At 63.2% G+C, this 17,276-nt stretch carries 18 protein-coding genes; 10 read left to right on the forward strand and 8 right to left on the reverse strand.

What is annotated here, in order from left to right; genetic code table 11:
• Positions 1 to 37: 37 nt before the first annotated feature.
• From PVW27_RS12340 to PVW27_RS12350, 3 genes are read left to right on the forward strand one after another with little or no spacing between them, the layout of a single operon-like run.
• Entirely contained in the window at positions 38 to 718 is a 681-nt protein-coding gene (locus tag PVW27_RS12340; RefSeq protein WP_274558131.1) for a molecular chaperone DjiA, read from the forward strand.
• Complete coding sequence (locus PVW27_RS12345; protein WP_274558133.1) at positions 718 to 1,746, forward strand: endonuclease/exonuclease/phosphatase family protein; 1,029 nt, start codon at positions 718 to 720, stop codon at positions 1,744 to 1,746. The genes PVW27_RS12340 and PVW27_RS12345 overlap by 1 nt, the downstream gene beginning before the upstream one ends.
• A gap of 36 nt (positions 1,747 to 1,782) precedes the next feature.
• Entirely contained in the window at positions 1,783 to 2,181 is a 399-nt protein-coding gene (locus PVW27_RS12350; protein WP_274558135.1) for a hypothetical protein, read from the forward strand.
• A gap of 12 nt (positions 2,182 to 2,193) precedes the next feature.
• On the opposite strand, the gene PVW27_RS12355 is transcribed toward PVW27_RS12350, so the two are convergent.
• From PVW27_RS12355 to PVW27_RS12370, 4 genes are read right to left on the reverse strand one after another with little or no spacing between them, the layout of a single operon-like run.
• Complete coding sequence (locus tag PVW27_RS12355; RefSeq protein WP_274558137.1) at positions 2,194 to 3,738, reverse strand: Ppx/GppA family phosphatase; 1,545 nt, start codon at positions 3,736 to 3,738, stop codon at positions 2,194 to 2,196.
• 50 nt (positions 3,739 to 3,788) lie between these two features.
• The gene (locus PVW27_RS12360; RefSeq protein ID WP_274558138.1) at positions 3,789 to 5,963 is read right to left on the reverse strand and encodes an RNA degradosome polyphosphate kinase; all 2,175 of its coding nucleotides are present in this window, start codon (positions 5,961 to 5,963) and stop codon (positions 3,789 to 3,791) included.
• A 49-nt stretch (positions 5,964 to 6,012) separates the two neighbouring features.
• Entirely contained in the window at positions 6,013 to 6,714 is a 702-nt protein-coding gene (locus tag PVW27_RS12365; RefSeq protein ID WP_274558140.1) for a DnaA ATPase domain-containing protein, read from the reverse strand.
• The gene (locus PVW27_RS12370) at positions 6,714 to 7,781 is read right to left on the reverse strand and encodes an AI-2E family transporter (RefSeq protein ID WP_274558144.1); all 1,068 of its coding nucleotides are present in this window, start codon (positions 7,779 to 7,781) and stop codon (positions 6,714 to 6,716) included. Before PVW27_RS12370 ends, PVW27_RS12365 begins: the two co-directional genes overlap by 1 nt.
• A gap of 221 nt (positions 7,782 to 8,002) precedes the next feature.
• Between PVW27_RS12370 and proS the strand changes: the two genes are divergently transcribed.
• The 4 genes from proS to PVW27_RS12390 all read left to right on the forward strand — a co-directional run bounded on the left by proS (position 8,003) and on the right by PVW27_RS12390 (position 12,143).
• Positions 8,003 to 9,334 carry a proline--tRNA ligase gene (gene proS, locus PVW27_RS12375; protein WP_274558145.1) on the forward strand — a complete coding sequence of 444 codons (1,332 nt, stop codon included), beginning with the start codon at positions 8,003 to 8,005 and terminating at the stop codon, positions 9,332 to 9,334.
• Positions 9,335 to 9,423: 89 nt separating this feature from the next.
• The gene (locus PVW27_RS12380; RefSeq protein ID WP_274558147.1) at positions 9,424 to 10,716 is read left to right on the forward strand and encodes a lipoprotein-releasing ABC transporter permease subunit; all 1,293 of its coding nucleotides are present in this window, start codon (positions 9,424 to 9,426) and stop codon (positions 10,714 to 10,716) included.
• The gene (locus PVW27_RS12385; RefSeq protein WP_274558149.1) at positions 10,709 to 11,395 is read left to right on the forward strand and encodes an ABC transporter ATP-binding protein; all 687 of its coding nucleotides are present in this window, start codon (positions 10,709 to 10,711) and stop codon (positions 11,393 to 11,395) included. The genes PVW27_RS12380 and PVW27_RS12385 overlap by 8 nt, the downstream gene beginning before the upstream one ends.
• Before the next feature lie 94 nt (positions 11,396 to 11,489).
• Complete coding sequence (locus tag PVW27_RS12390; RefSeq protein ID WP_274558150.1) at positions 11,490 to 12,143, forward strand: DUF3047 domain-containing protein; 654 nt, start codon at positions 11,490 to 11,492, stop codon at positions 12,141 to 12,143.
• 12 nt (positions 12,144 to 12,155) lie between these two features.
• Here the strand turns inward: PVW27_RS12390 and PVW27_RS12395 are convergent, their stop codons facing one another.
• Together PVW27_RS12395 and PVW27_RS12400 are read right to left on the reverse strand one after the other, a co-directional pair.
• Positions 12,156 to 12,599: a DMT family transporter gene (locus PVW27_RS12395; protein WP_432762075.1), complete on the reverse strand. Its 444-nt coding sequence runs from the start codon at positions 12,597 to 12,599 to the stop codon at positions 12,156 to 12,158.
• A 2-nt stretch (positions 12,600 to 12,601) separates the two neighbouring features.
• Positions 12,602 to 13,027: a PaaI family thioesterase gene (locus PVW27_RS12400; protein ID WP_274558152.1), complete on the reverse strand. Its 426-nt coding sequence runs from the start codon at positions 13,025 to 13,027 to the stop codon at positions 12,602 to 12,604.
• Between the two features lie 126 nt (positions 13,028 to 13,153).
• On the opposite strand from PVW27_RS12400, the gene PVW27_RS12405 reads away from it, so the two are divergent.
• Genes PVW27_RS12405 through PVW27_RS12415 form a run of 3 tightly spaced genes read left to right on the forward strand, consistent with a single transcriptional unit; the run spans position 13,154 to position 14,419 of the window.
• Positions 13,154 to 13,588, forward strand: coding sequence for a c-type cytochrome (locus PVW27_RS12405; protein ID WP_274558154.1), 435 nt, complete (start codon positions 13,154 to 13,156; stop codon positions 13,586 to 13,588).
• 22 nt (positions 13,589 to 13,610) lie between these two features.
• A complete protein-coding gene (locus PVW27_RS12410) occupies positions 13,611 to 14,015 on the forward strand; it encodes a c-type cytochrome (RefSeq protein WP_274558156.1) in 405 nt (134 codons plus the stop codon).
• The gene (locus PVW27_RS12415) at positions 14,012 to 14,419 is read left to right on the forward strand and encodes a c-type cytochrome (RefSeq protein WP_274558157.1); all 408 of its coding nucleotides are present in this window, start codon (positions 14,012 to 14,014) and stop codon (positions 14,417 to 14,419) included. The genes PVW27_RS12410 and PVW27_RS12415 overlap by 4 nt, the downstream gene beginning before the upstream one ends.
• On the opposite strand, the gene PVW27_RS12420 is transcribed toward PVW27_RS12415, so the two are convergent.
• A complete protein-coding gene (locus PVW27_RS12420; RefSeq protein ID WP_274558159.1) occupies positions 14,416 to 15,120 on the reverse strand; it encodes a DUF1194 domain-containing protein in 705 nt (234 codons plus the stop codon). The genes PVW27_RS12415 and PVW27_RS12420 overlap by 4 nt on opposite strands.
• Positions 15,121 to 15,168: 48 nt before the next feature.
• Positions 15,169 to 17,127: a DNA topoisomerase IV subunit B gene (parE, locus tag PVW27_RS12425; RefSeq protein ID WP_274558161.1), complete on the reverse strand. Its 1,959-nt coding sequence runs from the start codon at positions 17,125 to 17,127 to the stop codon at positions 15,169 to 15,171.
• Positions 17,128 to 17,276 lie beyond the last annotated feature (149 nt).

Genomic DNA, 17,276 nt, shown 5'->3' on the forward strand with positions numbered 1-17,276 from the left:
GCTGACAGCGCAAAGGTGACAGGATAGGGTAGTGCCCATGTCGATCTGGACCCGCATCATGGACGCGCTGGGCGCGCTGACCTCGGGCGAGGGGCTGAGCGCGGTCTTTGACCGGCTGAGCACCCCGCCCGAGCGTTCTGTCGCCTTTACGATCGCGGTGATCGCGCTGGGGGCCAAGATGGCCAAGGCCGATGGACAGGTGACCCGCGACGAGGTGGCGGCCTTTCGCGAGGTGTTTCATATCCCGCCCGAAGATGAAAAGGACGCGGCGCGCGTTTTCAATCTGGCGCGGCAGGATGTGGCGGGCTACCGCGCCTATGCCGCCAAGATCCGCGCCATGTTCGGCGAGGACAGCGAAACGCTTTGCGATGTGATGGAGGGGTTGTTTCACATCGCTGTGGCCGATGGGCGCTATCACCCGTCCGAGAATGATTTTCTGGCCGAGGTGGCCGACGCGTTCGGCCTGCCGGAAGCGCGTTTCCGCAGCCTGCGCGGTCGTTTTGTCCCCGATGCCATGGGTGATCCCTATGACATCCTGGGCGTCAGCCCCGATATGCCGATGGACCAGATCCGTGCCGCATGGAAGCGGCTGGTGCGTGAGACTCATCCCGATGCGATGGTGGCGCGCGGCCTGCCGGAAGAAGCCGTGCAGCTGGCCGAGCGGCGCATGGTTGATATCAACCGTGCCTGGTCCGAGATCGAGGCGGCGCGTGGCTGATGCGGATCGCGACATATAACGTCGAGTGGTTCAATTCCCTGTTCGATGATGCGGGCCAACCCTTTGCCGACGATGAGCCTTCAGGACGGCAGGGGATCAGCCGGGCGCGGCAGCTTGAGGCGCTGGGGATTGTCTTTACCGCGTTGAATGCGGATTTGGTGATGGTGATCGAAGCGCCAGACCACAATGGGCGACGGTCCACGGTGACAGCGCTGGAGCGCTTTGCCGCGATTTTTGATCTGCGCACGAAACAGTCGATCATCGGCTTTCCCAACGACACGCAGCAGGAAATTGCGCTGATGTTCGACCCTTTCGTGGTGACGCCGCGGCATGACCCTTTGGGGGAAGCCACCGGAAAGAAAGGGTCGGACAGTGATCCGCGCTTTGACGGGGTGTTGCGGATCGACCTTGATCTGGACGGGACGGAAGATCTGATCAGCTTTTCCAAGCCGCCGCTGGAGCTGGAGCTGGTCACGGCGCAGGGCGATGTGTTGCGGATGATCGGGGCGCATCTGAAATCGAAGGCACCGCATGGCGCGCGGGGGCATGATGCGGTGATGCGTCTGGCGATCGCAAATCGGCGCAAGCAGATGGCGCAGGCGGTCTGGCTGAGGCGGCGCGTGGCGTGGCATCTGGATCAGGGCGAGAGCCTGATCCTGCTGGGTGATCTGAACGACGGTCCGGGGTTAGATGAATATGAAGGTCTGTTCGGCCGCTCGTCGGTCGAGGTCGTGATGGGGCCTGCGGGCGACCGCGGGCTGTTCGACCCCCATGCGCGCGAGGCGGTCCAACGACGGCCCGGCATGGCCAGCCCCACAAGCGCGCGCTTTTTTATCCAGCACGAGGATCGGTATCTCGAGGCGCTGCTGGACTATATCATGATCTCGCCCGATCTGATGGACAAACGTCCGCGCTGGCGGATATGGCATCCGTTCAATGATCCGTCCTGCTGGCATGTGCCGGAACTGCGCGACGCGCTGATCGACGCGTCGGATCACTATCCGGTGACGCTGGATATTGATCTGTGACTTATCAGCAGGATGGTTCTGCCCTATATTGATGGGATGAAACAGACCTTTGCTCTTGCCGGCCTTATGGCCCTCATGCTGGCTGTGGCACCGCTACAGGCGCAGGATGATGCCCCGTCCGAGCCCCCCACGCAGGACAGCGCAGATGAGGGGCTGAGCCTGATGGAACGGGGCGCGCGGATGTTTCTGGACGGCATGCGCCGCGAGATGGAACCCGCGCTGCGTGATCTGGGCGACATGCTGGCGACGATGGGGCCCGCGATGCAGGAGTTTTTGCAAGAGATGGGGCCGGCCATGGCCGCGTTGCTGGACCGTGTCGGGGATCTGTCTGCCTATCAGGCGCCCGAACTGCTGCCCAATGGGGATATCATCATCCGCCGCAAACCCGAGGCCGGACCCTTGTCACCCCCGCAGGACGGTGAGATCGACATCTGACGCCGCCCGGTCTCAGCCCTTGATCCGCACATCCGTCTGCGCGCACAGGGATGCGGCCAGCGACAGGAACCGCGCTTCTGCCACTTCGCCGAAAAGCGGGCTTGCCGCTTCGGTCAGGTGCAGTTCCAGCAGTTTCTTTTTCGGGAACCACCGCAACTGGCCCATAGGCGCGTTCTTTTGCAGCCAGAGCATCGCGCCGAACCGCATCGCCTTGCCCACGACTTCGGCCTGATGCATGGCGGCCTCGTCCACCAGCTTGAACATCGGTTCGAACCGCGTGCCTTCGCGCTTGTTGGAGTAGCGGTGCAGCAGCGCGAGCCCCAGAAACACGCGTTCGGAGTGCTTCAATCCACCCAGATTGGCGCGCGTGGCATTGTCGAAACAGACCTCGGCGCGGTAATCGGGATGCGCGCGCCAGCTCACGTCATGCAGCAGGCAGGCGGCCTGGATCAGGCGTTTGCGTTCCAGCGGCGCGGATTTGAACAGCGGCAGGATGAATTCGTAAAGCTGCTTGCCGAAACCGGGCAGGCGGGCATCCTTGGCCTCGGCGAAATAGCACGATTCAATCAGCGGGTCGCGGTCGCGCAGGGATTGCGGCATCTGCTCGTAGAGCATCCCCTCGCGGATGCCATAGCTGGAGACGGCGATGTCGCGCGGCTGGAAGGTCTTGACCACGGCCTTGAGCACCTCGCAGGCCAGCGGCACAAGGTCCATCCGTGCGGCGGAAACGCCGCAGCGGTTGCGCAATTCGACAGGATCATTGGCGTTGATGTAATCAATGGTGGCACTGATGGATTTCGCGCTCATCCTGTATTCATGCAGCACATGCAGGGGATATCCGCGTCGTTCCATGTCGATCCGGGCAATCGCGCGCCACGAGCCGCCTACAAGAAACAGGCGGTTCTTTTGCGGTCCCAGCGTTTCGGCCAGATTCTCCAGCACCGCCTTGATATGGGCCTTGCGGCCCTTCTTGCCTCCCGGCACAGACCGCAGCTTGAGCGGGCCCAGCGGCGAGGTGACACGGCGGCCCACGTGGCCACCTGCGATCTCGGCCAGTTCCATCGACGCGCCGCCGATGTCGCAGACCAGCCCGTAGGAGCCGGGCCAGCCCAGAAGCACGCCTTGCGCGGACAGGCGGGCCTCTTCCTCGCCATCGACGACCCAAAGCTTCAGGCCGGTTTCCGCTTCGATCAGGGCCTGAAATTCCGGCCCATCCTCGGCCTCGCGCATGGCGGCTGTGGCGACAGCCGTCAGGGGCGCGATATCCATGCCCTCGGCCAGTTTCTGGAACCGGCGCAAGGCGTCTAGCGCGCGGATACGGCCACGCGGGTTCAGGCGACCGGTTTCGGCCAGCCCTTCACCAAGGGCGCACATGATTTTCTCGTTGTAGAAATACGCTGGCGAACGCGCCGCACCATCGAACACGACCAGACGGACCGAGTTCGATCCAACATCCACGACACCCACCCGCGCCAGCGCGCGGGAGGAGGCGTCATTGAACAAAGGCCGTCCAAAAGGGCCCCAATCATGCGGGGCGGGTTCTGTCGTGCCGTCCATGCCGTCTTTCCTTGGTCCGTTCCCTAAATGCGCTGGAACGGGCGGGAAGGTCAATCATCCGTGTGGGTGAGTTTCGGAACGTCACCTGCACCCGCCGATCCACGTCCCGACAGCGAGGGGTTTTCCATGAAGAAGCGGTGGCAGTTGAAGGCGAATTCCCCTTCGGGCACGGGGGCGCGCTGAAAATGCCCATCGGGCAGCATGACCCAGCTTTGCGCGACATCGGCCATGTTGGCCGCCATGATCTGACTGACGATCTGGGCCTTCACGGTGGGATTCTCGATCTCGACCAGCGTTTCCACACGGCGGTTCAGGTTGCGCCCCATCCAGTCGGCCGAACTGATATAGACGCGCGCCTTTTTCGAGGGCAGGCCGTGGCCATTGCCGAAACAGACGATGCGCGAATGTTCCAGAAAGCGCCCGATGATGGATTTCACGCGGATATTCTCGGACAGACCCTTGATGCCGGGACGCAAGCCACAGATGCCGCGGATCACAAGGCTGATCTTCACGCCGCCCTGACTGGCCGCGTAAAGCGCGTCGATCACCTCGGGGTCGATCAGCGCGTTCATCTTGGCCCAGATTTCCGCCGGGCGCCCTTGCTTGGCATGCTCGATCTCGGCCGCGATCATCTCAAGCAGGCGCGGTTTCAGGCTGATGGGTGAGATGGCCAGATTGTCCAGATGTTCGGGCTGGGCATAGCCCGACAGGTAGTTGAACACCTTGGTGGCATCGCGACCCAACTTTGGATCACAGGTGAACAGCGACAGATCCGTATAGATGCGCGCGGTGATCGGGTGATAGTTGCCGGTGCCGTAATGAGTATAGGTGACCAGCGTGTCGCCTTCGCGGCGCACCACGGTGCTGATTTTCGCGTGTGTTTTCAGGTCGATGAAGCCATAGACCACATGCGCCCCCGCGCGTTCCAGACGGCGGGACTGACGGATGTTTGCGGCCTCGTCAAAGCGCGCCTTCAACTCGACCAAGGCGGTGACGGATTTGCCATCCTCGGCCGCTTCGCACAGGGCCTCTACGATGGGCGAGTTGCGCGAGGTCCGGTAGAGCGTTTGCTTGATCGCCACAACATCGGGATCACGGGCCGCCTGTTGCAGAAACCGCACGACCATGTCGAAGGTTTCATAGGGGTGGTGCAGCAGCATGTCCTTCTGCCGCATGGCGGCGAACATGTCCCCGTCATGATCCTGCACCCGTTCGGGCACGCGCGGCGTGAACAGCGGCCAGAGCAGGTCGGGCCTTGCATCCAGCACCAGTTCCTTGACGTCCGCGATGCCGATCATCCCATCCACCTCGACCACCTCATCGGTATCGACGTGCAACTCTTCCATGATGATCCGGCGCAGGGTTTCGGGGGCACCTGCGGTAATCTTCATCCGCACAACCTCGCCCCGGCGGCGGCGTTTCAGGGCCGTCTCGAACTCGCGCACCAGATCTTCGGCCTCTTCCTCGACCTCAAGATCGCTGTCGCGCAGCACACGGAATGCGCAATGGCCCTTGACCGTATAGCCGGGAAAGAGGCTGTCCACATGCAGCAGCAGCAGCTCCTCAAGCGGCAGAAAACGGTGACCCGCCTCTGCTGTGGGCAGCGGCACGAAACGCGCGATCTGTGCCGGGATCGGCAAAAGCGCCCGCAGTGCGCGCTTGTCGCGGCGGCGTTCCAGTTGCAGCGCAAGGCTGAAGCCGGTGTTGGGGATGAAGGGAAAGGGATGCGCCGGGTCGATGGCCAGAGGTGACAAGACCGGAAAGACCTTGTTGAGGAAGATCGTGCCAAGCGCTTCCTTGTCATCATCCGACAGGGTGTGGCGGTCCAGCAGGGTGATCCGTTCCCCTTCCATCTCGCGGCGCAGCGCATCGAAAACCTGCTGTTGGCGCATCATCAAGTTGCGCGCATCCTCGTTGATCAGCACCAGTTGTTCGGCGGGCGACAGGCCATCTGCGGCAGGGGTGGTATTGCCTGCATGGGCCAGCTCGCGCAGGCCTGCCACGCGGACGGTGTAGAATTCATCAAGGTTCGTGGCCGAAATCGACAGGAACCGCACCCGTTCAAGCAGCGGCACGCGCGGGTTCTCGGCCTCTTCCAGCACACGCCAGTTGAAGCCCAGCCAGCTGAGTTCACGATTGTAGAACCGTCCCGGACCGGTCAGGTCAAGATCAGGTATCTGGACCGGCGCATCAAACGGCGCCTTGAGGAAATCTGCATGTGTCATGAGCGGCTTATGCTGCCTGTTTGTGACGGTTCGGTAACGGATGCTGCGCTTAGTCCGGCGAATTGTCCAGAAGGCCCGGCTGGATGAATCGCTCCATGACGTCGGCCGCCAGTTTGCGGTTGATCGGGCGGCCCTGCGCCAGTGCGGCGGCGTCCAGCGCGGCGACAAGCTGGCGGGCGCTGTCGAAGGACCGGTCCATGCGCGTCACAAGATAGGGGATCGTATCGGGCGTCGGAATCAGTTGACGGTCCGCAAACAGCTTGGCCAGAAGCGCCGTCAGCAGACGGTCGTCGGGGGCTTCCAGACGTGTGGCCTGCGTGCCCTGCATCCGGCTGGCCAGATCGGGCAGGGTCAGCCCCCAATGCGCGGCGGGCCGGTCGGCGGTCAGCAGCAGGGAGTGTCCCTCGGCCAGTGTCAGGTTGTGCAGGTGAAACAGCGCATTCTCGGCGGCGGTGTCGCCCGCGATCAACGGCACATCCTCGACTGCGACGGGGCCAGAGGCGAGGTCTGGAATGTCGGCCCCGGCAAGGGCGCGCGCCTCGACGATTCGTGCGCCAGCAGCCTGCGCCCAGACATGGGCCAGATGGGTCTTGCCTGCGCCCTTGGGACCTTCCAGCACCAGCTTGCGACCCGGCCAGTCACGCCACCCTTCGATCAGGGCGACGGCCATGGCATTGGCGGGGGCCACGAAGAAATCCTCGCGCCCAAGTGCGGCCCGCACCGGCAGATCGAAACTCAATTGCCGGTGCATCAGATGTCCTTGCGCGTGTCGACACCGCGATAGAGCAAGCTTTTCTTGTAGCCTCCTATGCCGAAGCGGGCGACGACGCCGATCACGGCGGCCACCGGCACGGCGACCAGCATCCCGACAAAGCCGAAGAGCGAGCCGAACACCGACAGCGCGAAGATCAGCCAGACCGGATGCAGGCCGACCGAACTGCCGACCAGTTTGGGCGTCAGCACGTTGCCCTCGACGATCTGGCCCAGCACGAAGATGCCCGCGACCAACCCGATCGAGACCCAGTCGCCCCAGAACTGGAACAGGGCCAACCCGATGGCCAGTGCGCCACCGACCAGTGCGCCGACATAGGGAATGAAGGTCACCAGCCCCGCCAATGCACCGACGACCAGCCCGAACTGCAAGCCGACCAGCATCAGGGCCACCGCGTAATAGGTGCCAAGGATCAGACTGACCGTGCCCATGCCGCGGATGAAACTGGCCAGCGTCTTGTCAATCTCGGCCGCCAGATGGCGGATCGTTGGCGCGTGGTCCCGTGGCAGCAGGTCGTCCACCTTGGCGACCATGTTGTCCCAATCATAGAGCAGGTAGAAGGCCACGACCGGCACGATCACGAAGAGCAGCACGATCCCCACCAGCGAGTTGACCGAGGTCAGCACGGTGTTCAGCAATTCCCCCCCGCGTTCGCGGATCGTCTCGCCTATCGAGATCAGCGACTGGCGCAGAACAGAATCCTCTTCGACCAGCGAGGGAAAGCGCGAGGTCAGAAAGCCCTGAAGGTTCTCGAACAGTTGCGGTGCCGTCTCGAACAGAGAAATAGCCTGCTGCACCAGCAAGGGGATCACCAGCAGCGCCATCAGCACAAAGATCAGCAGCGCGCTGAGCGTGATGATCGTCGTGGCCAGCGCGCGCGAGGCACCCATCCTTTCGATCCGGTCCGCCACCGGATCCAGAAAATAGGCAATCGCGCCGCCCAGAACGAAGGGCAGGATCACATCACCCAGAAACCACAGGATCACAAGGAACGCCGCCATGGCGATCCCCCAATAGCGGAACTGGTCTTTGACTGGCAGGGCCATGCGCGCTCCTTGACGGTTTGGACCTATGTCGCTTCAAGTGCCGGGCAATTCAAGACCCGACACAGAGGCAGGCATGGGGCGGGACGCGTTTTGCGGGCCCGCCGCCGACCTTGCGCCTTGCGTTTCGGCAGTATTGTGCCTGCATCGGGGGGCGCATCCTGCTTGCCTGATCCGGCCCGCTGCCCTAAACCGACGCAAATGCCAATCCCAAGGGGTCCATCATGCGGTTGACGCGTTATTTCCTGCCAGTTCTGAAAGAAAATCCTGCCGAGGCGCAGATCGTGAGCCATCGGCTGATGCTGCGGGCGGGGATGATCAAGCAAAGCGCGGCGGGGATCTATTCCTGGCTTCCGCTGGGCTTCAAGGTGCTGCGCCGGATTGAGCAGATCGTGCATGAAGAACAGGTCCGCGCGGGGCATATCCCGATGCTGATGCCGACGCTGCAGCCAGCGGATCTGTGGCGCGAAAGCGGGCGTTATGACGATTACGGGCAGGAGATGCTGCGCATCACCGACCGGCAGGACCGCGACATGCTCTATGGTCCCACCAACGAAGAGATGATCACCGACATCTTCCGCGCCCATGTGGGCAGCTACAAGGACCTGCCGCTGACGCTCTATCACATCCAGTGGAAGTTCCGCGACGAGATGCGCCCGCGTTTCGGTGTGATGCGGGGCCGTGAGTTCCTGATGAAGGACGGCTACAATTTCGACGTGGACAAGGAGGCGGCGCTGCATGCCTATAACCGCCATCTGGTCAGCTATCTGCGCACCTATGAGCGCATGGGTCTGCAGGCCATTCCGATGCGCGCGGACTCTGGTCCTATTGGCGGCGACGATACACATGAATTCCTTGTGCTGGCCGAGACCGGCGAGAGCGAGGTGTTCTATGACAGCGAAATCACCGATCTGAAATTCGGCGACCGCGCCATTGATTACGACAGTGTCGATCAGTGCCGCGCCGTGCTGGAGGAATTCACCAGCCGTTATGCCCGCACGGACGAGACGCATGACGAGGCGATCTTCAACCAGATCCCCGAAGAACGCCGCCGCACCGCGCGTGGCATCGAGGTGGGCCAGATCTTCTATTTCGGCACCAAGTATTCCGAGGCCATGGGCGCCACTGTGCAGACCGCCGATGGCACCAAGGTGCCCGTCCATATGGGCAGCCACGGGATCGGCGTCAGCCGTCTGGTCGGCGCGATCATCGAGGCCAGCCACGACGACAAGGGCATCATCTGGCCCGAAGGTGTGACGCCCTTCCATTGCGGGATCGTGAACCTCAAGCAAGGGGATGCCGCCGCCGATGCCGCCTGCGAAGGGCTTTACAAGGCGATGGAGGCCGCAGGGCTTGAGCCGCTTTATGATGACCGCGAAGAACGTGCCGGTGCGAAATTCGCGACTATGGACCTGATCGGCCTGCCGTGGCGCATCACCGTCGGCCCGCGTGGTCTGGCAGCGGGTGTGGTCGAACTCACCTCGCGGCGCACGGGCGAAAGCGTGGAGCTGGCGCCCGAGGCCGCCGTGGCTCGGCTGGTCGAGATCTATCGCTGAGGGCACCCGTCGCTCTTGGATATTTAAAGCAAGAAGAAGCAGGGGGCGGCGCTGTGCTGCCCCTTTGTCCGGCAGGGAAGGGAACGCAGATGGCAGGCACGACACGGCCCTTCGCGGCCTTCGAATGGATGATCGCCTGGCGCTACCTGCGGGCGCGCCGCGCCGAGGGCGGTGTGTCTGTGATGACATGGATCAGCCTGATCGGGATCACGCTGGCGGTGTTTGCGCTGATCGCGACGCTGGCGGTGCGCTCGGGCTTTCGGGCGGAATTCGTCGATACGATCCTTGGGGCCAACGCTCATGTGACCGTCTACAATGCGGGGCAGGTCGATCCGGTCACCGGGGCGATCAATCGCAGCCTGACCGATTATGAGGCGATGGCGGCCAGTTTGACGTCTGTGCCCGGCGTGATCCGCGCGGCCCCGCTGATCAAGGGGCAGGTCATGGCGAATGCCAGTGGCCGCAATGCCGGGATCGAGGTGTTCGGGATCAGTGCCGATGACCTGCGCGGCATCCCGCGCGTCGGCGGCGATCAGGCGCAGGCGCAGGGCGATCTGGCGCGGTTTGACGAGGGGATCGCCATCGGCTCGGGCGTGGCGCGAGAGTTGGGGCTGGGTCTGGGTGACAGGATCCGCATCATCTCGCCGGATGGCGCGCGCACCGCCTTTGGCACCAGTCCGCGGGTCAAGGCCTATGAGGTGGTCTATATCTTCACGGCCGGACGCTGGGACATCGACCGCACGCGTGTCTATCTGCCGTTTGCCGAAGCGCAGAGCTATTTCAACCGCGAGGGTCTGGCTGACGAGATCGAAGTGATGGTCGAGACTCCCGAACAGATCGAGCGTATGGAACTGGCCTTGTTGGAGGCGGCGGGACCACGCGCGCAGCTTTGGACATGGCGCGATTCCAGCGGCGGGTTCCTGCGGGCGCTGGAGATCGAGGACAATGTGATGTTCGTGATCCTGTCCATTCTGGTGCTGATCGCGGCGATGAACATCGTCTCGGGCTTGATCATGCTGGTCAAGAACAAGGGGCGCGACATCGGTATCCTGCGGACCATGGGCCTGACCGAAGGCTCCGTGCTGCGGGTGTTTTTCATCTGTGGGGCCTTTACCGGCATCATCGGCACGGCGGCTGGTGTGATCCTGGGCTGCCTCTTCGCCATCTATATCGACCCGATCTTCTCCTTCGTGAACTACGTGGCGGGCGGCGGCGTCTGGGACCCAGCCGTGCGGGGCATCTATGCCTTGCCGGCCAAGCTGCAACTGGGTGATGTGCTGTCGGCGGTGGTGTTGTCGCTGGGCCTGTCCTTCATCGTCACGATTTTTCCGGCGCGGCGCGCGGCGCGGATGAACCCGGTGGAGGCGCTGCGCTATGAGTGATGTGGTGCTGGAACTGGCAGGGGTCGAGAAGACCTATAACCGTGGCAAGCCCAATGCCGTGCAGGTTCTGCAAGGCGTCGATCTGACCGTGGCGCGTGGCGAGGTGGTGGCGCTGGTGGCGCCTTCCGGTGCGGGCAAATCCACGCTGCTGCATATCGCGGGGCTGCTGGATACGGCCGACGCCGGATCGGTACGGATCGGCGGGGCGGACATGGCCGGGTTGTCCGACCGGCGGCGCACGGCGGTCAGGCGGGCGGATGTGGGTTTCATCTACCAGTTCCACCATCTGTTGCCCGAGTTTTCGGCGCAGGAGAATATCGTGCTGCCGCAATTGGCCAATGGCGTGGCCAAGGCGGCGGCGCAGGCGCGGGCGATGGACCTGCTGACCCGCGTCGGCATTGCGCCCCGCGCCGAGCATCGCCCCGCCGCCCTGTCGGGGGGGGAGCAACAACGCGTGGCATTTTGCCGGGCGCTGGCCAATGAGCCGCGCCTTCTGCTGGCGGACGAGCCGACCGGAAACCTTGATCCGGCCACCTCGGATCAGGTGTTCGGGGCGCTGATGGATCTGGTGCGTGGCACCGGGCTGTCGGCGCTGATCGCCACGCATAACCTTGATCTGGCCGCCCGGATGGACCGTGTCCTGCGGCTGGACAAGGGGCATCTGACCGAGGGTCTGTAGGGACCTTCGCCAGCAGGCCGCCTTTCACGCAGACGTGTCAAGCAGGTGAACGACTGATGGTCTAATCTGCGGCCAGTGCTGCAGAGAGGTCCTCATGCCATTGTCCCGACACGCCATCATCGCCGCGCTGCTCTTCACTGCGGCGGCACCGGCACAGGCCGAACCGCTGCGCTTCACTCCGGAATGGCGCGAGCAGAGTTTCCCCCGCCTTGACGCCAATCGCTATGGGGCGCGGGGTGATCGTCTGGATATCGTCTCGGATCAGGCGGTGTCAGTGCTCTATACCGCCTTGCCGGAAAGCAGATGGCTGGGGCGGCAAGCCACATGGAACTGGACGGTCGAGCAATCAGTGCCGCCCACCGATTTGCGGAACAAGGGCGGGGATGACCGCAATATCTCGCTCTATTTCGTGTTCATGGACGAGGCATCCGCCCGTCGCGCCGGACCAAATCCGCGTCTGCGCAGCCTGTTGGGCAATCGCAATGCGCGGATGCTGGTCTATGTCTGGGGCGGCGATCACGCGCGGGGTGATGTGCTGGACAGCCCCTATCTTGAGGCGCGGGGGAAAACATTGATCCTGCGGGGGGCGGGCACCGGCAGCCATGCCGAGACGGTCGATCTGTCGGCGGACTATGCCCGCATCTTCGGTGGCACGCCCGAGGCTTTGGTGGGTATCGCGGTGTCCGCGGACAGCGACGATACGCAAACCGCGATCCGGGCGCGCATCAGCGATATGGTGATCCGCTAAGCGGTTGGCGTGTCACGCTTTCTGCGTAAGGAACACGCCCGCCGCCATCAAGGCGATCCCGCCTGCGCGCGGCAGCGACAACGGGCTGATCCGCGCACCGAACAGGCCGAAATGGTCGATCAGCGCGGCGCTGATCAACTGACCCAGCAGCACGAAGAAAACGGCATTCCCGACCCCGAACTTGGGCGCGATGAAGGTGATCGACAGGATGTAGAAGGCCACCAGCAGCCCCGCCAGAAACAGGTGTTTCGGCGCGGTCACGATCGTGGCCAAGGATGGTGCGCCCTTCAGCATCAGAACCACCAGCGTTGTGGTCAGCGCCACCGTGAACAGAATGGCTGCGGCCGCGACCGGCGAGCCAAGCCGGGTGCCCAGCCCCGCATTGAGGGCGGCAAGGACCGGAATCCCTATCCCGGCGGCCAGCATCGTCAGGGCATAGGCTGTGGTCGGGGGCATCATCATCGGGGCGCTTTCTCGGGCACAAAGAAGGTGGCAGAGGCGCTGGCAACAGGGCGACCATCAGGCAGGGCGACCAGATCCGCCTGCGCAAAGATCAGCGACCGGCCCGCGCGTGTGATCCGCGCCGTGCAACGGATTCGCTCGCCCCGTCCGGCGCTCAGGAACTGGGTGTCCAGATTGGTGGTCGCCACGTCGCGCGGCGCCCCGAAATGTGCGGCCGTGGACAGGACCATCGCGGTATCTGCCAGCGTGGCCAGCGCCTGACCGCAAACGATGCCGCCCATCCGGGCCACCGCTTCGGTGATCGGCATGGACAGCACGGCGCGGCCCTCGGGCGACACCTCATCGACACGCAGATCCAACGCCTGCACCCATGGGGCAAAGGAACTGGCCAGAAACGCCTGTGCTTCGCTCGCGCTGAACATGTGATGATCCCTTGCCCTGTCTTGGGCGCAGAATGCCGGTCCGGGCGGGATTTGCAACCTCTGATCCAGATCAAGGCAGGGGCTGTCCTATTGGCTCACACTCAACCAAAAGCAGAGGAGGCGAGAATGACAATCACTGTAAAGCGTTCGGCGCGACATGCGGCACGATGCGCTCTGGTCCTTGGTCTGGGTGGACTGTTGGTGGCCTGCGCACCAGAGCCCATTCCATCCCCCGGTGCCTCTGCCTTTCAGGATTATTGCGCGATCTGCCATGGAACTCGCGCTTTGGGTGATGGTCCGGTTGCACCGGACCTGAAAGTGCCGCCCCCCGATCTGACGCTGATCGCCAGTCGCAATGGCGGTGTGTTCCCGCTACGCGCGGTGGCTGATACCGTCTATGGCTATTCCGGCAAGCATGACGCCGATCTGATGCCGGAATTCAGCCCGCTTCTGGATGGCCCGGATGTGGCCGTGCCCAAATCCGATGGCAGCGGGGACGAGGTCATGCCCGTCCGTCTGGCAGAGGTCGTGACCTATCTTGAAAGCCTGCAACGCGAGTGACCAGCGTGGAAAGGACAGTGCGATGAGACAACTTGCAAGATCTGCCTTTGGCCATTTGTTGGGTCTGATCCCTCTGACCGGTCATGCACAGGACGTCGATCAGGGCGCGGCCCTGTTTCAATGGTATTGCGCCAGTTGCCACGGCACCGCCGCTGATGGCGCGGGGCCAATGGCTCCGGTTCTGCTGGTGCAACCCAGCGACCTGACCCGCCTTAGCGCATCATCGCAGGGAGAGTTTCCGCTTCTGCGCGTGGTCCGACGTATCGACGGCTCTGACCCGCTGGTCAGCCATGGCAGCGCAATGCCCGTCTACGGTCCCTTGTTTCAGGGGAATGAGGTTGCGCTCAAGACCGCGGCAGGCCAACCTGTGCTGATGGGGCGGTCGGTCGCCGATCTTGTCCTCTACTTGCAGGAGATCCAGAAATGAAGCCGCTGATCCTCAGTTTCGGTATCGTGGGACTGGGGGCTATCGTGGCCTGCGCCACGATTGACATGCCAGAACCCGTCGAGGGGCAGATCGTCTTTGACCAGAACTGCGCCTTGTGCCATGGCGATTCCGGTCGCGGTGACGGGCTCTTGGCGGCCAAACTGCAACCGGCCCCGCCCGATCTGACGCGCATTACCTTTCGTGAAAAGGATGTCTTCCCGCGCACACGGGTGCTGTCGGTCATCGACGGCTATACCCGTCAGACCCCGGACGAGGCGATGCCTGAGTTCGGTCTGTTGCTGGAAGGCGAGACCGTGCCCGTGGTGCTGGAGGATGGCACCTTATCCCCTGTTCCGCGTCCGCTTGCGGCCCTGCTGGTCTATCTGGAAAGTATCCAGCGCTAGTCATCAAGGGCCAGAACCATGTCTGGCGTCCGGTTCGAAATCTCGAGGATCAGCTTGCGGCGGACCGCTTCCGCAAAATCCTCGCGACTGGCCGCAGGCAGGGTAAAGGCATTGGGGCCGCCGATGATCTGGTCACGGTAATTCGCTTCCAGCGTCGCGCCGCGACCCATGTCATCGGTCAGCATCAGGGGCAGACCATTGATGGTGATCCCCGCGGCCAAAACCAGCGCGCGGGCCTCGGCGATCGAGGGGCCCGACCAGTTGTTCACGCTGTCGCCGGAAAAGTCGATCACGCGGCGCCAGCCTTCTATGTCATTTTCCTCGATCAGCTGCTTGCCGCGCAGCAACGCTGATCCGATGGCATTGCGCCCCAGTGCACGGCGCACCGGGTTATCCAGTTGCGCCGCAAAGATGGCCGCCGCCTCGGGACCGTCGATGCGCGTCCAGTCCACAATGACCGCCTGATTGGCCGCCCATTCGACATAGGTCACAGCGATACTGCCATAAGCGGTGTTCTGGATGGCTGCGATCACATCAGGGTCTGTGATGGCCTGCGCATAGCCACGCCGCTGCAACAGCAGTTCCTCCGGGTCGATGGAGCCCGACGCATCGGCCATCAGCACCAGTTCCAGATCCGTGTCCTGCGCCCGCAGGGGCAGGGCGGCAAGGATCAGGGCAAGAGAAAGGATCAAACGGCGCATAGCCTGAGGTTAGGGCAACTGCGCGCTTTGGGAAGGGGGGGCTGGACGTTAGACGTCCAGTTCCTCCACGAACCGCGCATTTTCCGAGATATACTGGAACCGCAGTTCGGGTTTCTTGCCCATCAGCCGTTCAACCAGATCGCCGGTTTCGCCCGGTTCGTCCTCGTCGATCGTCACGCGGATCAGCTTGCGGCTGGCCGGGTCCATCGTCGTTTCCTTCAGGTCCTTGGCGTCCATCTCTCCCAGACCCTTGAAGCGGCTGACGTCGATCTTGCCCTTGCCACCCAGACCCTTTTCCAGCCAGACCGCCTTTTCCGCCTCGTCGATGCAATAGACGCGCTTGGCCCCTTGGGTCAGGCGGAACAGCGGCGGGCAGGCAAGATAGAGATGCCCCTTGTCGATCATCGGTCGCATCTGCGTGAAAAAGAACGTCATCAGCAGCGCCGCGATATGCGCGCCGTCCACATCGGCATCGGTCATGATGATGACCTTGTCATAACGCAGGTCGTCGATGTTGAACTTGGAGCCAAGGCTGACGCCAAGCGCCTGCGTCAGATCGCTGATCTCCTGGTTCGATCCCAGCTTGCCCGAGGCCGCACCCAGCACGTTCAGGATCTTGCCCCGCAGCGGCAGCAGGGCCTGGGTTTTGCGGTCACGCGCCATCTTGGCCGATCCGCCCGCCGAGTCGCCCTCGACGATGAACAGTTCGGTCCCCTCGCGCGTGGCCGATGTGCAATCCACCAGCTTGCCGGGCAGACGCAGTTTCTTGGTCGCGGTCTTGCGCTGGGTTTCCTTTTCCTGACGGCGGCGCAGGCGTTCTTCCGCGCGCAGCACCAGAAAATCAAGGATCGCGCCTGCGGATTTCGTATCTGCCGCCAGCCAGTTGTCGAAATGGTCGCGCACCGAGTTTTCCACCAGACGCGCGGCTTCCATCGTGGCAAGGCGGTCCTTGGTCTGACCGACGAATTCCGGCTCGCTGATGAAACAGCTGACCAACGCGCAGCCGCCGGTCACCAGATCCTCGCGGGTGATTTCCTTGGCCTTGCGGTTGTTTACCAGATCGCCGTAGGCGCGGATGCCCTTGAGGATCGCCGCCCAGAAACCCGCTTCATGGGTGCCGCCCTCGGGCGTGGGCACGGTGTTGCAATAGGACTGGATGAACCCATCGCGCGAGGGCGTCCAGTTGATCGCCCATTCCACCTTGCCGGGGACGTTGAACTTCTCGCCGAATTCGACAGTGCCCGCAAAGGGACGGTCGGCATAGGTCGCGGCCTTGCCCAAGGTTTCGTTCAGGTAGTCGGACAGACCACCGGGAAAATGGAACACAGCCTCCTGCGGGGTTTCCCCGTCATCAATGGCGGATTTCCAGCGGATCTCGACACCCGAAAACAGATAGGCCTTTGAGCGAATGGATTTGAACAACCGCGCCGGTTTGAAGCGGTGATGCCCGAAGATCTGCTCGTCCGCGTGGAAGGTCACCATGGTGCCGCGCCGGTTGGGGGCGGCTCCCACCTTCTGGATCGGTCCCAGCGGAATCCCGCGCGAGAACCGCTGTTCATAAAGCTCCTTGTTCCGCGCGACCTGCACCACCATGCTGTCGGACAGCGCGTTCACGACGGAGGCCCCCACACCGTGCAACCCGCCCGATGTCTGATAGGCCTTGCCGGAAAACTTGCCGCCAGCGTGCAAGGTGCACAGGATCACCTCCAGCGCGCTCTTGTCGGGAAACTTCGGGTGCGGGTCGATGGGAATCCCGCGCCCGTTGTCGCGGATGGTGACGGCGAAATCCTCGTGCAGTTCCACCTCGATGCGGTTGGCATGGCCCGCCACCGCCTCGTCCATCGAGTTGTCCAGAACCTCTGCCACCAGATGATGCAACGCACGCTCGTCCGTGCCGCCGATATACATGCCGGGGCGTTTGCGGACGGGTTCCAGCCCTTCAAGGACTTCGATCGAGGAGGCGTTGTAATCGTCGGGGGCGGTTCCGGTCAGAAGATCGTTGGCCATGCTGCTGCTTTGTTTTTGTGGGTTGGCGGACACTATGTCAGAAGGCGGCGGCAGGGGAAAGCGGTCTTGGCCCGACAGGCGGTGAAAGCCGCGCCGGGTGTCATGCCTAGGTGTGGAACGTTGAAGGGACAGGTGGCGCCTGTTTCTTC

The organism is Seohaeicola sp. 4SK31, from assembly GCF_028802875.1.
In the GTDB taxonomy this organism is placed as follows: domain Bacteria; phylum Pseudomonadota; class Alphaproteobacteria; order Rhodobacterales; family Rhodobacteraceae; genus Seohaeicola.

Excerpts from the sequence above, each read along its gene's own strand:
- PVW27_RS12340 (WP_274558131.1), top strand. The coding sequence starts at position 38 with ATGTCGATCTGGACCCGCATCATGGACGCGCTGGGCGCGCTGACCTCG.
- PVW27_RS12345 (WP_274558133.1), top strand. The coding sequence starts at position 718 with ATGCGGATCGCGACATATAACGTCGAGTGGTTCAATTCCCTGTTCGAT.
- PVW27_RS12350 (WP_274558135.1), top strand. The coding sequence starts at position 1,783 with ATGAAACAGACCTTTGCTCTTGCCGGCCTTATGGCCCTCATGCTGGCT.
- PVW27_RS12355 (WP_274558137.1), bottom strand. The coding sequence starts at position 3,738 with ATGGACGGCACGACAGAACCCGCCCCGCATGATTGGGGCCCTTTTGGA.
- PVW27_RS12360 (WP_274558138.1), bottom strand. The coding sequence starts at position 5,963 with ATGACACATGCAGATTTCCTCAAGGCGCCGTTTGATGCGCCGGTCCAG.
- PVW27_RS12365 (WP_274558140.1), bottom strand. The coding sequence starts at position 6,714 with ATGCACCGGCAATTGAGTTTCGATCTGCCGGTGCGGGCCGCACTTGGG.
- PVW27_RS12370 (WP_274558144.1), bottom strand. The coding sequence starts at position 7,781 with ATGGCCCTGCCAGTCAAAGACCAGTTCCGCTATTGGGGGATCGCCATG.
- proS (WP_274558145.1), top strand. The coding sequence starts at position 8,003 with ATGCGGTTGACGCGTTATTTCCTGCCAGTTCTGAAAGAAAATCCTGCC.
- PVW27_RS12380 (WP_274558147.1), top strand. The coding sequence starts at position 9,424 with ATGGCAGGCACGACACGGCCCTTCGCGGCCTTCGAATGGATGATCGCC.
- PVW27_RS12385 (WP_274558149.1), top strand. The coding sequence starts at position 10,709 with ATGAGTGATGTGGTGCTGGAACTGGCAGGGGTCGAGAAGACCTATAAC.
- PVW27_RS12390 (WP_274558150.1), top strand. The coding sequence starts at position 11,490 with ATGCCATTGTCCCGACACGCCATCATCGCCGCGCTGCTCTTCACTGCG.
- PVW27_RS12395 (WP_432762075.1), bottom strand. The coding sequence starts at position 12,599 with ATGCCCCCGACCACAGCCTATGCCCTGACGATGCTGGCCGCCGGGATA.
- PVW27_RS12400 (WP_274558152.1), bottom strand. The coding sequence starts at position 13,027 with ATGTTCAGCGCGAGCGAAGCACAGGCGTTTCTGGCCAGTTCCTTTGCC.
- PVW27_RS12405 (WP_274558154.1), top strand. The coding sequence starts at position 13,154 with ATGACAATCACTGTAAAGCGTTCGGCGCGACATGCGGCACGATGCGCT.
- PVW27_RS12410 (WP_274558156.1), top strand. The coding sequence starts at position 13,611 with ATGAGACAACTTGCAAGATCTGCCTTTGGCCATTTGTTGGGTCTGATC.
- PVW27_RS12415 (WP_274558157.1), top strand. The coding sequence starts at position 14,012 with ATGAAGCCGCTGATCCTCAGTTTCGGTATCGTGGGACTGGGGGCTATC.
- PVW27_RS12420 (WP_274558159.1), bottom strand. The coding sequence starts at position 15,120 with ATGCGCCGTTTGATCCTTTCTCTTGCCCTGATCCTTGCCGCCCTGCCC.
- parE (WP_274558161.1), bottom strand. The coding sequence starts at position 17,127 with ATGGCCAACGATCTTCTGACCGGAACCGCCCCCGACGATTACAACGCC.